Raw genomic sequence first — 14,996 nt, 5'->3', positions numbered from 1 at the left:
TTTCCTACCCGGGATGGTAGCCTTCCAAACTCATAACAAACCGCTACCCCCGGATCCCTTATGCAAACGTTGATGGGCCTGGTCGGCATTGCCGTCGTCTTGTTTCTAGCCGTTCTTCTTTCCGAAAATCGTCGCGCCATACGCATGCGTACAGTGACAGGTGCACTGCTAATTCAGGCCGGGCTGGGGCTTTTGGTGCTCTACATTCCTTTTGGCCAACGCATGTTGCTTGCCATGACGGAAGGTGTCCAGGCGGTTATCGATAGCGCTCAGGCCGGGATGGACTTCCTTTTTGGCGGCTTGGTCAGCGATACGATGTTCGAGGTCTTCGGCGGTGGTGGGTTCGTTTTCGCCCTACGTGTACTGCCAATCATCGTATTCTTTTCCTCGCTCATTTCCGTACTGTATTACCTGGGCATCATGCGCTGGATAATCAATCTGATTGGTGGCGCTCTACACAAGCTTCTGAAGACCAGCCGTACCGAGTCGTTATCGGCGGCCGCCAATATTTTTGTCGGCCAGACCGAGGCTCCCATCGTCGTCAGACCTTTTCTTGCCGGCATGACCCGCTCGGAGCTGTTTGCCGTCATGGTTGGCGGCCTCGCTTCGGTCGCCGGCAGTGTCCTGGGCGGTTACGCCGCCATGGGCATCTCACTCGAGTATCTGTTGGCGGCCTCCTTCATGGCGGCTCCTGGCGGTCTGCTCATGGCCAAACTGATCGTGCCCGAGACCGAATCCCGGACCCAGGCGGTGGAAGACGTCATCGAGGCGGGCGCTGACGAAAAGCCGGCCAATGTCATCGAGGCTGCCGCCACGGGAGCTGCCTCGGGTGTGCAACTGGCGATCAATGTCGGCGGCATGCTATTGGCCTTCATCGCGTTGATTGCGCTTCTTAACGCCTGCCTCGGTTGGGTAGGAGGCTGGTTCGGCTATGGGGATCTGACGCTGCAACTGCTGTTGGGCTATGTATTTGCCCCCCTAGCCTTCCTCATTGGTGTTCCCTGGGAAGAAGCCGCTCTGGCCGGCAGCTTCATCGGTGAAAAGCTGATTCTCAATGAATTTGTGGCCTTCGCTGACCTTGCCGGCGATCAGGGTGCGCTCAGCCCGCATGCCCAAGCTATCGTCGTATTCGCCTTGTGCGGCTTCGCCAATTTGTCGTCGATCGCTATCCTGATGGGTGGGCTCGGCCTGATGGCTCCCAACCGCCGCAGTGAGATCGCCAGGCTCGGCCTAAAGGCGGTTGCTGCAGGCACACTATCCAACCTGATGAGCGCAGCGTTGGCCGGCTTCTTCCTTTCGTTGTGAAATAACTTTAGATTAGGCCTCGTTCCCCGTCTTTTTGGCGGGGCAGGCTCCAGCCAAACGGTATTCTCGAAAGGATACCGTTCTTGATATTCAGCCGCACACAACCTGAAGGTATCATCGCTCCGTAGCGCCATCCGGCAGCAGACATCGATTTCGGTCACCGTCCGCCACGGGACAGCCATTGTCTAGGAAAGACACAGATGAACCGACGCGACTTCCTGAAAGCCTCCAGTCTGATTGGCAGCAGTGCCTTTCTTCCCTTTGCGCCCCTTTTCGCCGCCGTCGAAAACCAGACCAAGTCGATTGGCCCGCGTGAAGCCTTCGACTACGCCTGGCTAAAAGGGCTGGCAAGGAATCTGGCAACCCAGGACTACGAATCGCCCGAGGTCACGCTACCCAAGCAATTGCAGGACCTAACCTGGGACGATTATCAGTCCATCGTCTTCAAGCCGGACCATGCCCTGTGGTCCGACATGGAGCAATCCAAGTACCGTGCCCAGCTCTTCCATCTCGGGCTGTACTTCAAGAAACCCGTACAGATATATGAAATCGTCAATGGGCAGGCCCAAGAAATCGCCTACGACCCGGCGATGTTCGATTATGGAAAGTCCGGTATCGATGGCAAGGCCCTGCCCGAGGACCTGGGCTTCGCCGGGTTCCGGCTACATCACCAGAACGACTGGAAACGCGACATTGCCGCGTTCCTGGGCGCCAGCTATTTCCGTGCCGTGGGCAAGTCGATGCAGTACGGTATGTCGGCGCGCGGGCTGGCAATCGACACCGCCATGGACAGGCCGGAGGAATTCCCCGATTTCACCCGCTTCTGGCTCGAGCGGCCAGAAGCGAATAGCGATGTCATCAACGTCTACGCTCTACTGGATTCACCCAGCGTTACCGGGGCGTATCGGTTCGCGATCACCGACATCGATGGTGTCGTGATGGAGGTGGATGCGGCTCTCTATCCGCGGAAGAACATAGAGCGCCTGGGCATCGCTCCTTTGACCAGCATGTACATGATCGGCGAAAACGACCGTGATGCGAACTGGGATTGGCGACCGGAAATCCATGACTCCGACGGCTTGTCGATGCATACCGGCAATGGCGAATGGCTGTGGCGTCCGCTCGTCAATCCGCGACAATTGCGGTTCAACTCCTATCAGGACAACAACCCCAGAGGGTTCGGCCTGATCCAGCGCGATCGCGATTTCGATCATTATCAGGACGATGGGGTGTTCTACGACCGACGCCCCAGCGTATGGATCGAACCCAAGGGTGATTGGGGTTCCGGGGCGATCCAGTTGGTGGAAATCCCCACCCTGGATGAAACCTTCGATAACATCGTCGCTTTTTGGAATCCGGAAAAGCAAGCAACACCGGGTGAGGAGATGCTCTACGGTTATCGCATCTTCTGGCGTGGACGCCCCCCGGAAGAGCCGCAGCTGGCCCGCTGCGTGGCGACGCGTACAGGTCTGGGCGGTGTCGTCGGTCAGCGGCGCGAGTATTTCAGCTGGCGATTCGTCGTGGATTTCCAGGGCGGCCCGTTCCCCTTCAACGAAGGCGAGGACGTCAAGGTCGAGCCGGTCATCAATCACTCGGCTGGACGTGTCGAGATTACCTCCGCACGTCCCCTGGCCTCGATTCAGGGATATCGGGCAATGTTCGATGTGGTGCCCCCCGACGACAGCACCGACCCGATCAATCTACGTCTTTATCTGCAGACAAGCGATGGCCAACCCTTGACCGAAACCTGGCTCTATCAGTGGAACCCGCCCCCCGTGGAAGAGCGCGAACTGCGTAACCCCGGTCACTTGTGATCGTCTGAACGCGAGTTGGCAAGCCTTCCGCCCTCCCGATATACTGTATTTAAATACAGTATATCGGGTTATTGTCATGCGCTACCCTTCTCATACCCGCAAGGGACGCGGAGCAACCTTCGATCCGCATAACCGCTTTTCTCCAACCTCCAGCGAAGCCGAAGACGACGGCTGGTGGCAGGAAGCGACGGCGGAGCGACTTGCCACGACGGTACGCGATGAACGTAGCAAGTCCGCCCTTTCCTGGAACGACTCGCCGGATCTGGGCTTCGATAGATCACTCAACCCCTATCGTGGCTGTGAACATGGCTGCATTTACTGTTTCGCGCGTCCTAGTCACGCTTACTGGGATCTGTCGCCGGGTATCGATTTCGAAACGCAACTGATCGCCCGAACAGGCCTGGTGGATACATTGCGCGAAGAGCTCTGTAAGCCAGGATATGTGTGCCGTCCTATCAACATGGCCGGCAATACCGACTGCTACCAGCCCCTGGAGGCAGAGCGCTGCACGACACGCGCACTGCTCGAATTGCTGTTGGAGTGCCGCCACCCCGTGACCTTGGTGACCAAGAGCGCCTTGATTCTAAGAGACCTCGACCTGCTCTCTGCCTTGGCTCAACGGCGATTAGTCCGTGTTTTTATCAGCCTGACCACGTTGGATAACGATCTCAAGCGAACCTTGGAACCGCGCACGGCGTCGCCGTCGGCGCGACTGAAGACCCTACGAGCCCTCAATCAGGCGGGTGTTCCCGTCGGCGCACTGATAGCACCGGTTATCCCGGGATTGAATGATCATGAGATGGAGAGACTGCTTCAGGCAGGCAAGGACGCTGGAGCCAAAACAGCGGCGTGGGCATTGCTACGCCTACCTCATGAAGTCGCGCCACTGTTCGAAGAGTGGCTGAATATCCACTACCCCGAACGCGCTGACAAGGTGATGAGCCTGATTCGTCAATGCCGGGGAGGCTCCAGCTACGATGCGCGCTTCGGGCAGCGCATGCGCGGACAAGGGGTGTTCGCCGACATGCTTCGGCAACGCTTCGATGCCACATCTCGTCGCCTGGGCATGGAGGGCCGCGCCGCAATGGGGCTCGACTGTCACGCTTTCCGTCCCCCCAACCGCCAGGCAGATCTGTTCGCCTGACTGAGCATGTTGATGACTTCAGGTCGGCGCGGTAGTAACGGGTGCGGTAACAACGGTCACCCGATTACAGCCGTTACGCTTCGACTGATACATGCACTGATCGGCTGTCTCGATGAGTTCGCGGATATTCGCGAACCGCCCCGCCTCCTCCATGACAGCGATACCGTAGGATGCCGTTACTAGAATGGGCGCACCGTGGCAGTTGACTGCGGCCTTGGCATCGACCTGGCGACGTATCTCCTTCACTCGCTGACGAGCCACGTCGCTGCCTACTCCCGGCAGAACGACAACAAACTCTTCACCGCCGTAGCGACCCGTGATCGCTTCGTCATCATCAAACATGCCGGACAGTATGGCGGCAAACCCCCTCAGCACTTCATCACCGACTGTATGACCAAATTCATCGTTGATATTTTTGAAACGATCCAGGTCGATGAAGATGATCGATAGGCTGTTTGAATCGGCACTCGCCTGGTCAAAAAGCGCTTCCAGTCGTTGCTCCATGTAGCGTCGATTAAAGAGACCAGTAAGCGGATCGACGCTGGCCTGATGGCTCAGCGTCTCCTGTTGCCGACGCAGTGACTCGATCTCTTGCTGTTGACGTAACAGGTCTTGCTGAAGACGGGCGTTTCTCTCGGCAAGCAGCAACTTGGCCTCGTACATCAATTGGTTGGCATCAAGGGGCTGCGGTAAAGCAATATCATAAAGCGCTACCACCGAAGGCAGCTGCTCTTGCAGTGACATGATTTTCGCAATCATCTTGGGGGAATCCAGCCCAAAATATTCCTCGAGCGAGGCCATCGCCATACTCAGTGCCGCCTCGCCTTTCAGCCAGGCATCAGCTAGCGTACCCGAGGCGATGAGACAATTCCGGGTTTGCGCTTCCCTTGAATCCGAACGCTCCAAGCCATCATGGCTTCGGGCGATCCACTGCGTAGTTCTCTCGGAAAGTTTCCATTGTGCCGCAAGCCAAGCACCAACTTCGGCGTGATCCGCCCCGTAGAGTCGACGCTCTTCATGAAGCAATGACACATGGTCTGTGGCAGATTCAATTAGGGGGCGATAATGGGCGGCATCGGCGGCATACAACGCTAGCATGCCGATGTCCTGAAGCAGCGAGGCGGTGTAAAGAGCGCCACTTTCTGCATCCAGGCCCAAAGTCTCGGCGAGGGACTTCGCGTTGAGTGCACAGATGAGCGAACGTTGCCAATAACGCTCCAGATCCATGCCTGGGAATGCCTGACTCTCGGTGCCAGTTACCAGGCTGCAACCCAGCGCCAAGGAAAGCGTTCTTTCCATCCCAATCCGACTGACGGCTTGCTGTAGATCTTCGACAGGGCGTGACTGAGTGAAGTAAACCGTATTGGCCAGGGAGAGCACACGTACCGAGAGGGCTGGGTCGGTACCCAAGGTGGACACTATTTGTTGGATGCTGCTTTCAGGGTCTCGCGCCAGTTCGACAACACGCAGAACTGCACTTGGTAAAGAAGGTAAGTTTGTGCATTGCTCAAGAGATTGACGCAATCCATACGGCAACATCGTTGTTCTCCTTTCGATCGCCTTGCCAGGCGCCCAGATCAAGCCCTTGATGGGGATGCAGGTCCATATTTGTCGCTTCTTTACTTACCGTCAACTCGTAACAGAGGCAATTCAAAAGTATGCATTAATTGTTATTTGACGGTCACGACGGGTGCTGTTTTTCTAACCTGGATTATCCTTATCTTTCGCCTTTTGATCCCAGTGCCGACATGACACCAGGAGTAGTTAATGAATGACCGCAACCAACGCCACCAACGCTCCATGGAAAAGCTCAAGGCGCATGTGGACGAGAAAATCGCCAATGCGCGTGAACAACGCGGACTCGTGCTGGTATTCACCGGCAACGGCAAAGGCAAGACCACCGCGGCCTGGGGTACCGTCACTCGCGCTTTGGGTTACGGCTACAAGGTCGGTGTCGTTCAATTCATCAAAGGCGTGTGGGAATGCGGAGAACGTGAACGACTCGAGCAGGACCCCAATCTGGAGGTTGCCGTCATGGCAACTGGCTTTACCTGGGAAACCCAGGATCGCGAAGCCGACACCGCTGCCTGCCGCGATGTCTGGCGCGAGGCAGCCAAAATGCTGGCCGATGAGTCGGTGTATCTGGTCGTGCTGGACGAAATCACCTATATGCTCAAGTTTGGCTACTTGGATATCGCAACGGTAATACAAGCCCTGAAGAATCGCCCAAAGGACCAGACCGTCATCCTCACCGGGCGCAATGCACATCGTGAACTACTTGAATTGGCCGATACCGTCACGGAAATGCAGGAGGTCCGTCACGCCTTCAATGACGGTGTTCAGGCGCGACGTGGCATTGACTATTAAGTGCTCTCGATACAAGCGCCCAGGGAGAGTCGGAACGCGCTCTTTTCTCGCCCCGTGGATAACATGCCAGCGCGACGATCCTTATGGTTCCGACCACTGACCGAGACGATTGACGTATAACGCTTACAAGGAGGCGCCATGCCTGCTCCGACCTTTCTCACATTCCCCTTAGTGGTGGTGCTTAGCGCTTGCCTGACGGCGACAGCCTCCGCCCAGACGGCACCCCACCCACTTCCTCAGCGCATCCAGGTGCAGGCGCAAGCCGATGTCTCGGTAACCCCCGACATGGCCACCTTGGAAGCACGCCTTTGGGAACGCACGCCAGCCGTCGCCCAGGCGGATGATACCCAGGCCGACCGCGCGGCTCTCGCCCAGGCACGTGAGCGATTGGAAAAGAGAACTGGCGAACTGATTCGCACGCTTGAACAGAACGGCCTGGACAAGCAGGCGATCAGCGCTGGCTCCCTGTTGATCCGGCCCGACTATGTACAGGCCCCAGCACGTCAGGGTGAAGCCGAGGCGCCGCTGGTGCGTACGCAACTGGAGCGTCCCATCAGTGTACGTATCGGCGACCTCGGCCGCGTTCCGGCGATTCTCGATGCCTTGACCCAGGCAGGCGTCAACTCCCTGGATGGCATAACCTACGACCTCAAGAATCGTGACGCGGCTAGTGACCAGGCGCTGAAACGAGCCTTGGAGAAGGCACGAGCCAAGGCCGAACTAATCGCCGACACATTGGGAGTCAAGCTGGGCCGGGTCCAGAACGTGCAGGAAAGCGCCCTGCCCGTCTTCGCACCGCACATGGCTACGATGCGCGCCGATGGCATGGAGAGCAAGACACAGGCGGAGTACCGCCCCGGCGAGATCACCATCGAAACGGGGGTCAGCGTAGACTGGGGCATTGCCCAGTAACGCAAGTCGTTGCCGAAGAGAGAAGGCCTCGCAGAGCGAGGCCTTCTTCATGGATGAGGTTACGAAAAGCCCTACTCAAGCATTGATGGTTTCGGTACCGCCCATGTAGGAGCGCAGCGCTTCCGGCACGGTGATCGAGCCGTCGACATTCTGGTAATTCTCGAGCACCGCCAACAGACAGCGGCCCACAGCGAGGCCCGAACCATTCAGGGTATGCAGCAGTCTTGGCTTCTTGTGTTCAGGCGAGCGGAAGCGCGCCTGCATCCGCCGGGCCTGGAAATCTTCGCAGTTGGATACCGAGGAGATTTCGCGATAGGTGTTTTGGCTCGGCAACCAGACTTCAAGGTCATAGGTCTTGGCCGCACCAAAGCCCATATCGCCAGTACATAGCGTTACCACACGATACGGCAGGCCAAGCGCTTGAAGAATCGCCTCTGCATGGCCGCGCATTTCTTCCAGCGCGTCATAACTGGTCTCCGGCGCGACCATTTGCACCATCTCGACCTTGTCGAACTGGTGCTGGCGAATCATGCCCCGAGTATCCTTGCCGTAAGCGCCTGCCTCGCTGCGAAAGCACGGCGTATGTGCCGTCAGGCGTACCGGCAGTTCCTTGGCCTCGAAGATATGATCCCGCGCAATGTTGGTCAGAGGCACTTCGGCGGTGGGAATCAGATAGTAATCCTGATCGCCCTCGAGCCGGAACAGATCCTCACCGAACTTGGGCAACTGCCCAGTGCCCATCAGCGAGTCTCGATTGACCATATAGGGGACGTAGCACTCTTCGTAGCCATGTTCGAGGGTCTGGGTGTCGAGCATGAACTGCGCCAAGGCCCGGTGCAGCCGGGCCACGGGGCCGCGCATGACCGCGAAGCGCGAACCGGTCAACTTGGCCGCCATCTCGAAATCGAGGTAACCCAGCTTGGCCCCCAAATCGACATGATCCTTGACCTCAAACTCGAACTCACGCGGCGTGCCCCAGCGATGCAGCTCGATATTGTCGCTCTCGTCGCTGCCTTCCGGCACGCTATCGTGCGGCAGGTTGGGCAGGCTGGCCATCAGCGACTCCATCTCGTTGGCCACCTCGGCAAGCTTCGACTTGGCGGCATCCAGACGATCCCCCAGGTCACTCACCTCGGCCAGCAGCGGCTCGATGTCTTCGCCCGCGGCCTTGGCCTTGCCAATCGCCTTGGACCGGGTGTTGCGCTCGTTCTGCAGCTGTTCGGTCTCGGTCTGCAAGTCGCGGCGCCGGGCTTCCAGCGCCTCGAATTGCGGAACATCGAGCGTGAAGCCGCGCTTGGCCAGGCGTTGCGCGACCTGTTCCAGATCGCTGCGAAGCAGTTTGGGATCGAGCATGGAATCCTATCCGTCAGTGAAATCGTTAAATTAAGGTGCGTGCCAATTTCATACCCAGCGCCACCCCGGCGACACCGAGCACCAAGCTTAGCGAGACATAGAGCGTGGCCAGGATCCCTCGCCCCGTCTCCAGCAACACCAAGGCCTCGAGCGCAAAGGTGGAGAACGTGGTGAAGGCACCGGTAAAGCCCGCCATCAACACGGCCTGCCAGATGGGTGTCAACCTGAGCTCCTGCGTCAACCAGACATAAAGCGCCCCGATCAGACAGCAGCCGAGCAGATTGACACCGAAGGTGCCCCAGGGAAACCCACGACCCAACATGCCGGTCAGCCATCCACTCAACAGGTAGCGACTCAAGGCGCCAAGAGCCCCTCCTACCGCCACGGCCAACCATGTCATCATGCACAGACTCGCGTATTACGAAAAAATGGCCTTCTATTGTAAGGAAAAGCGTACCGACGGGCCACGACGTCTGCCACAAGTCGCGCACGCACGTGCCGACCCGAGGCCAATCGTGCGTCCTTGGTCCATCTCGGGTAAGGTAGTGCCTGCTCCGACCAGCTTGATGACTCGAGATCATGATCGCACAACTGGACTCCCTATCCCGGGTCGACGCCCGCTATGTCGCCTTCCTCGATGCCCTCCGCGAGGCAGGCTTCAGTGGCGACATCGCGCCGGACTACGCCAATCGCACGGTGCTCGCCACCGACAATTCCATCTACCAGCGCCTGCCCCAGGCGGTGCTCTACCCCCGTGACGCCGCGGACCTGGAGCATATCGCGCGTCTGGCCGGGCGCGAAGCGTTCCGCGACATCGTGCTAACGCCGCGCGGCGGCGGTACCGGCACCAACGGCCAGTCACTGACCGATGGCCTGGTGGTCGACGTGTCGCGCTACATGAATCGCATCCTCGATATCGATGTCGAGCGACGCCGGGTGCGCGTGCAGGCCGGGGTGGTCAAGGACCAGCTCAATGCGGCGCTCAAGCCCTACGGGCTGTTCTTCGCCCCGGAGCTCTCTACCTCCAATCGCGCCACGATCGGCGGCATGATCTCCACCGACGCCAGTGGCCAGGGCAGCTGCGAATACGGCAAGACCCGCGATCACGTGCTCGAACTCGACACGGTCCTGCTGGGGGGCGAGCGTTTCGAGAGCCGCCCCGTCACGGATGAGGAACTCGAGGCCCTGTGCCGGCGCGAGGACATCGTCGGTGACATTCATCGCACGGCCCGCGAGATCATCGACACCCAGCGCGAGCGAATCGAGGCCAAGTTCCCCAAGCTCAACCGCTGCCTGACCGGTTACGACCTGGCGCATCTCAGGGATGCGGAGGGTCGCTTCGACCTCAATAGCGTGCTGTGCGGTGCGGAAGGGTCGCTGGGCTTTCTCAACGAGGCCACCCTCAACGTACTGCCGATGGCCAGGCATTCGACGCTGGTCAACGTCCGCTATGCCAGCTTCATGGACGCCCTGCGCGACGCCAAGGCCCTGATGGGTCTCGATGGAAGCCAGCCGCAGACGAACATCAGCCGCCCGACGTCCATCGAGACCGTCGATGACAAGGTGCTAGCGCTGGCCATGGAAGATTTCGTCTGGGACAGCGTGGCGGAATTCTTCCCGTCCGGCGAGGCCCGGGCCACCGAGCAGGCCACGGACATCGACGGCGCCACGCCGACCGCCACCCGTGCAACGACGGCACCGGCCATCCGCGGCATCAACCTGGTCGAGTTCAATGCCGACGACCCCACCGAACTCGAGGCCAGGGTCCAGGCGTTCACCGACCACCTGGCCGCGGATGCCAGCGTCGAGCGGCTGGGCTACACCCTGGCCGAGGGCCGCGAGCAGATCGGCCGCGTCTACGCCATGCGCAAGCGCGCCGTGGGGCTGCTCGGCAATGCCAAGGGCGAGAAACGACCAATCCCGTTCGTCGAAGACACCGCAGTCCCCCCCGAACACCTGGCCGACTACATCGCCGAGTTCCGTGCCGCGCTGGACGCACGGGGTCTTGAGTACGGCATGTTCGGCCACGTCGACGCCGGCGTGCTGCATGTGCGCCCGGCCATCGACATGAAGGATTCGGCCCAGGAAAGCCTGATCCGTGAGCTCTCCGACGAGGTCGCCGAACTGACCCGGCGCTACCATGGCCTGCTGTGGGGTGAGCACGGCAAGGGGGTGCGTTCGGAATACGCACCCCAGTTCTTCGGCGACCTCTACCCGACGCTGCAGCGTCTCAAGGGGGCCTTCGACCCGCATAACCAGTTGAACCCCGGCAAGATCGCCACCCCGCTTTCCGGCCCGTCCGAAGCTGCAAGACGGACGTCTTCGACCGATAGCGCGGCCGAAGAGACGGTCAAATGGGTCGATCCGGGCCTGCTGACCATCGATGGCGTTCCCACCCGCGGCCAGATCGACCGCCAGATCGACGAACGCGTGTGGCAGGCGCATCAAGCCGCGGTCTACTGCAATGGCAACGGTGCCTGCTACAACTACGATCCGGCCGATGCCATGTGCCCGTCATGGAAAGGCACCCGCCAGCGCATCCACTCGCCCAAGGGGCGCGCCAGCCTGATGCGCGAATGGCTGCGCCTGCAGGGCAATGCCGGTATCGACGTGGTCGAGGAATCGCGCAAGAAGAAGGCCGAGGGCACCTGGGGCTTCGTGCGTGACCTGCCCTTGCGACTGGCCAACTCCTGGCGGCGGCGCCGAGGGCAGGCGGACTTCTCCCACGAGGTTTACGATGCCATGGCCGGCTGCCTGGCGTGCAAGTCCTGCGCCGGTCAGTGCCCCATCAAGGTCAACGTTCCCGAGTTCCGGTCGCAGTTCCTCGAGGTCTACCACGGGCGCTACCAGCGCCCGCTGCGCGATTATCTAATCGGCGGGCTCGAGTTCATGGTGCCTTACCTGGCCCGGGTCGCGCCGCTCTACAACGGCCTGTTGCAGCATCGTCTGGTGGATCGCCTGATGGCCAACGGCCTGGGCATGGTCGATAGCCCGCTGATTTCCCGCGCCAGCCTGGCCAGACAGCTTCGCGCCTGGGGCATCAGCGAGGCTACGCCGACCAGCCTGGGCCTGCTCACGGAGCAGCAGAAGGCACGTAGTGTTGTCCTCGTTCAGGATGCCTTTACCAGCTACTTCGAGTCGAAACTGGTGATGGATGTCGTCGAGCTGTTGTCGCGCCTCGACATCCGCGTGTTCGTCGCACCGTTCGCGGCTAACGGCAAGCCGTTGCAGGTGCAGGGCTTTCTCGGCGCCTTCGAGCGCACCGCCGAGAAGCAGGCACGCCGGCTACGCAGCCTGGCCGAGTTCGGCGTGCCGCTGGTGGGCATCGACCCGGCCATGACCCTGACCTACCGCCAGGAGTACACCAAGACGCTGGGGCCAGATGCCACGCCGGACGTGCTGCTGTTGCAGGAGTGGCTGGTCTCGCTGGGCCGGCGCCTGCTCCCGAGCGGTCTGGCACTCGACGACCCCGGTTTCCGGCTGCTCTCGCACTGCACAGAGAAGACCACGGCGCCAGGCTCGCCCAAGGCCTGGCAGCAGGTCTTCGCCGCCTTTGGCCTAGAGTTGGAGCTCGTGGCGACCGGATGCTGCGGCATGTCCGGCACCTACGGCCACGAAGCGCGTAACCGCGACACCTCCGAGCGCATCTACAACCTCTCCTGGCGGGAGGTGACGGAAGACCCGGCCAATGCCGGCCGCCTGCTGGCCACCGGCTACTCCTGCCGTAGCCAGACCAAGCGGTTGTCAGAGGTGCAGTTGCAGCACCCCTTGCAGGGGTTATTAAAAGCCATCAAGCGAACCTGACTGGAATCGGGGCAACGGCAACCGCTGCCCCGAACACATTAATCACTCAGTACCGAGAGGCTGTCATGTCACGCCCCCTGATCGCCATCGGCATCGCTATCGTTATCATTGGCCTGCTATGGCCATGGCTTTCAAAACTACCTCTAGGGCACCTACCGGGTGACATCGTCATCAAGCGGGAAAACTTCGCTTTCTACTTCCCCATCACCACGATGATACTGATCAGTGCTGTCTTAACCGGCCTAATATGGCTATTTCAGCGCTAAGCCGGGCTGCAGACCGAGCCAGCGAAGCCGGGAGCGGCCTTCCAGCCTGTCAGTATCTGTTGTGCGCCAAGGCGGCGAGGCGTAACCGCGCGTCAACCTGAATCGATTTTTCCTGAGGGCGTTGCAAGCTGACGCGGCCAACGCTAGGCTGCGCGGCTCTTCATGCGCCGACCAGGGAAACATGACAATGCAGACACCGGCCATCGCTCTGACAGGCATCGGCCTGTTGGCCCTCATCTGTCAGTGGGCCGCTTGGCGAATGCGCTTGCCTGCCATTCTGCCTTTGCTGGTCGCAGGGATTCTATCGGGTCCCGTTACTGGCCTGCTCAAACCGGACCTTCTGCTGGGCGACCTGCTGTTTCCATTGGTTTCCCTGGCAGTCGCCGTCATTTTGTTCGAAGGCAGTCTGACCCTGGACTTCAAGGAGCTGCGTGGGCATGGCCGCACGGTGCGGCGACTCGTGACCTGGGGCGCATTGATCACCGGGACGGTGGCCACTGTGGCGGCCCACGTCCTGCTCGATCTCACCTGGGAAATGGCCAGTGTGCTGGGGGCCGTCCTGGTGGTCACCGGCCCCACCGTGGTCCTGCCGCTACTGCAGACATTGCGGGCCCGTGCCCACCTGACCCAGATTCTGCGCTGGGAAGGCATCCTGATCGACCCTGTTGGCGCCATCGCCGCCGTTCTGGTGTTCGAGTTCGTTGTTCTGGGCCAAGGTCAGGGAGCGTTCTCGCATACCCTATCGATGTTTGCCCGCACCGCTGCCATCGGTTTTGGCCTGGGCATGCTCGGCGGTTACCTGTGGGGCCTGGTCTTGCGACATCACTGGCTACCGCAGCGTTTGCACAGCTTCGGTACCCTGATGATCGTACTGACGCTATTCAGTCTCTCGAACGCGCTATTCCACGAGTCGGGCCTGCTCACCGTAACGGTGATGGGCGTCTGGTTGGCCAATATGCGCGGCGTGCCCACCCAACACATCATTGAGTTCAAAGAGACTTTGTCGGTCCTGCTGATTTCCGGTCTGTTCATTCTACTGGCCGCCCGCTTGACCGCTGAGCAGCTCGCTCTGCTCTCATGGCCGGCCTGGGGATTTCTGGCCATCCTTCTGTGGGTCGCCCGCCCTTTATCGGTGTGGCTATGTACCTTGGGTAGCGGCCTCGAGTGGCGCGAGAAAGCGTTACTCGCCTGGCTTTCGCCCCGCGGCATCGTAGCCGCTGCCGTCGCCTCGCTATTCGCCATTCAGTTCGAGGAAGCGGGTGTCTCGGGCGCCAACATTTTGGTTCCCGTCGTTTTTCTCGTCATTATCAGCACCGTCGTCATGCAGAGCTTGCTGTCGCGGCCACTAGCACGTTTCTTGCAGGTAAGCGAACCGGAAGCTTCAGGCTTTTTGATTGTTGGTGCCAACTCGGTGGCACGCGCTATCGCACTCAAGCTCACTGAGGCCGGAGTCGCCGTACGCCTCGCCGACAACAACTGGGATGCAGTGCAGGAAGCACGAATGGCTGGCCTGCCGGTCTACTACGGCAACCCTCTCTCCGAACACGCCGCTCAACACCTGGAGCTCACCGGCATAGGCTATCTGCTACCGCTTTCCCCTTACCGTGAACTCAACAATCTCGCCGTTCTGCATTTCGAGCACATCCTGGGGCATGGCAGGGTATTCCTCCTGGCTGAGGAGGATGCTCGCAATGCCCATCGCCATCGGGAACAGGCGTTGGAACATCTACCGATCCTATTCGACGGCGATGCCACCTATGCACGGCTGTCTCATCTGATCGAGCATGGCGGCGAGTTACGCAGCGCACGCTTGACGGAAGATTTCAATCTGCAAGCCTACTGCGCCATTCATGACCAGTGCCTGCTTCCGATGTTCAGCATCGCCCCGAACGGGCGTATTCGGGTCGCCAACACGCGTACTCCCCTTTCCCCAAAGCCAGGCGATACTCTGATTAGCCTGATTTACGCCGATTCGCCGGAGTTTGCCTGAGCTGCTTCGGCTTGCTGCCTTGCGGCACGCCTGCAACACTT

General features: G+C 60.1%; 11 protein-coding genes. 8 read left to right on the top strand and 3 right to left on the bottom strand.

What is annotated here, in order from left to right:
- The first annotated feature begins 60 nt into the window (after positions 1-60).
- From F568_RS0110190 to F568_RS0110180, 3 genes are all read left to right on the top strand, one after another.
- Positions 61-1,305 carry a NupC/NupG family nucleoside CNT transporter gene (locus F568_RS0110190; RefSeq protein ID WP_019018623.1) on the top strand — a complete coding sequence of 415 codons (1,245 nt, stop codon included), beginning with the start codon at positions 61-63 and terminating at the stop codon, positions 1,303-1,305.
- A gap of 200 nt (positions 1,306-1,505) precedes the next feature.
- Positions 1,506-3,119 (top strand): OpgD/OpgG family glucan biosynthesis protein, encoded by a 1,614-nt coding sequence (locus F568_RS0110185; protein WP_019018622.1) that lies wholly within the window; start codon positions 1,506-1,508, stop codon positions 3,117-3,119.
- Between the two features lie 76 nt (positions 3,120-3,195).
- Entirely contained in the window at positions 3,196-4,263 is a 1,068-nt protein-coding gene (locus F568_RS0110180) for a PA0069 family radical SAM protein (RefSeq protein WP_019018621.1), read from the top strand.
- A gap of 18 nt (positions 4,264-4,281) precedes the next feature.
- Here the strand turns inward: F568_RS0110180 and F568_RS23895 are convergent, their stop codons facing one another.
- Complete coding sequence (locus F568_RS23895) at positions 4,282-5,844, bottom strand: sensor domain-containing diguanylate cyclase (RefSeq protein WP_156817403.1); 1,563 nt, start codon at positions 5,842-5,844, stop codon at positions 4,282-4,284.
- 186 nt (positions 5,845-6,030) lie between these two features.
- Between F568_RS23895 and cobO the strand changes: the two genes are divergently transcribed.
- On the top strand, positions 6,031-6,630 hold the full coding sequence (gene cobO, locus F568_RS0110165; RefSeq protein ID WP_019018618.1) for a cob(I)yrinic acid a,c-diamide adenosyltransferase: 600 nt from the start codon (positions 6,031-6,033) through the stop codon (positions 6,628-6,630).
- Between the two features lie 138 nt (positions 6,631-6,768).
- Positions 6,769-7,542, top strand: a complete 774-nt coding sequence (locus F568_RS0110160) for an SIMPL domain-containing protein (RefSeq protein ID WP_019018617.1) — start codon at positions 6,769-6,771, stop codon at positions 7,540-7,542.
- 75 nt (positions 7,543-7,617) lie between these two features.
- On the opposite strand, the gene serS is transcribed toward F568_RS0110160, so the two are convergent.
- The gene (gene serS / locus F568_RS0110155; RefSeq protein ID WP_019018616.1) at positions 7,618-8,895 is read right to left on the bottom strand and encodes a serine--tRNA ligase; all 1,278 of its coding nucleotides are present in this window, start codon (positions 8,893-8,895) and stop codon (positions 7,618-7,620) included.
- Positions 8,896-8,920: 25 nt separating this feature from the next.
- Complete coding sequence (crcB, locus tag F568_RS0110150; protein ID WP_019018615.1) at positions 8,921-9,298, bottom strand: fluoride efflux transporter CrcB; 378 nt, start codon at positions 9,296-9,298, stop codon at positions 8,921-8,923.
- A 176-nt stretch (positions 9,299-9,474) separates the two neighbouring features.
- Between crcB and ydiJ the strand changes: the two genes are divergently transcribed.
- The 3 genes from ydiJ to F568_RS0110135 all read left to right on the top strand — a co-directional run bounded on the left by ydiJ (position 9,475) and on the right by F568_RS0110135 (position 14,955).
- Positions 9,475-12,699, top strand: coding sequence for a D-2-hydroxyglutarate dehydrogenase YdiJ (gene ydiJ / locus F568_RS0110145; RefSeq protein WP_019018614.1), 3,225 nt, complete (start codon positions 9,475-9,477; stop codon positions 12,697-12,699).
- A gap of 65 nt (positions 12,700-12,764) precedes the next feature.
- On the top strand, positions 12,765-12,965 hold the full coding sequence (locus tag F568_RS0110140) for a DUF2905 domain-containing protein (RefSeq protein WP_019018613.1): 201 nt from the start codon (positions 12,765-12,767) through the stop codon (positions 12,963-12,965).
- 187 nt (positions 12,966-13,152) lie between these two features.
- The gene (locus tag F568_RS0110135) at positions 13,153-14,955 is read left to right on the top strand and encodes a cation:proton antiporter (protein WP_019018612.1); all 1,803 of its coding nucleotides are present in this window, start codon (positions 13,153-13,155) and stop codon (positions 14,953-14,955) included.
- Positions 14,956-14,996 lie beyond the last annotated feature (41 nt).

Origin of the sequence: Modicisalibacter luteus DSM 23508 (assembly GCF_000378505.1) — a bacterium.
Lineage (GTDB): Bacteria > Pseudomonadota > Gammaproteobacteria > Pseudomonadales > Halomonadaceae > Modicisalibacter > Modicisalibacter luteus.
Note: the sequence above shows the minus strand (reverse complement) of the source record. Positions and strands in the feature narration are given on the sequence as shown.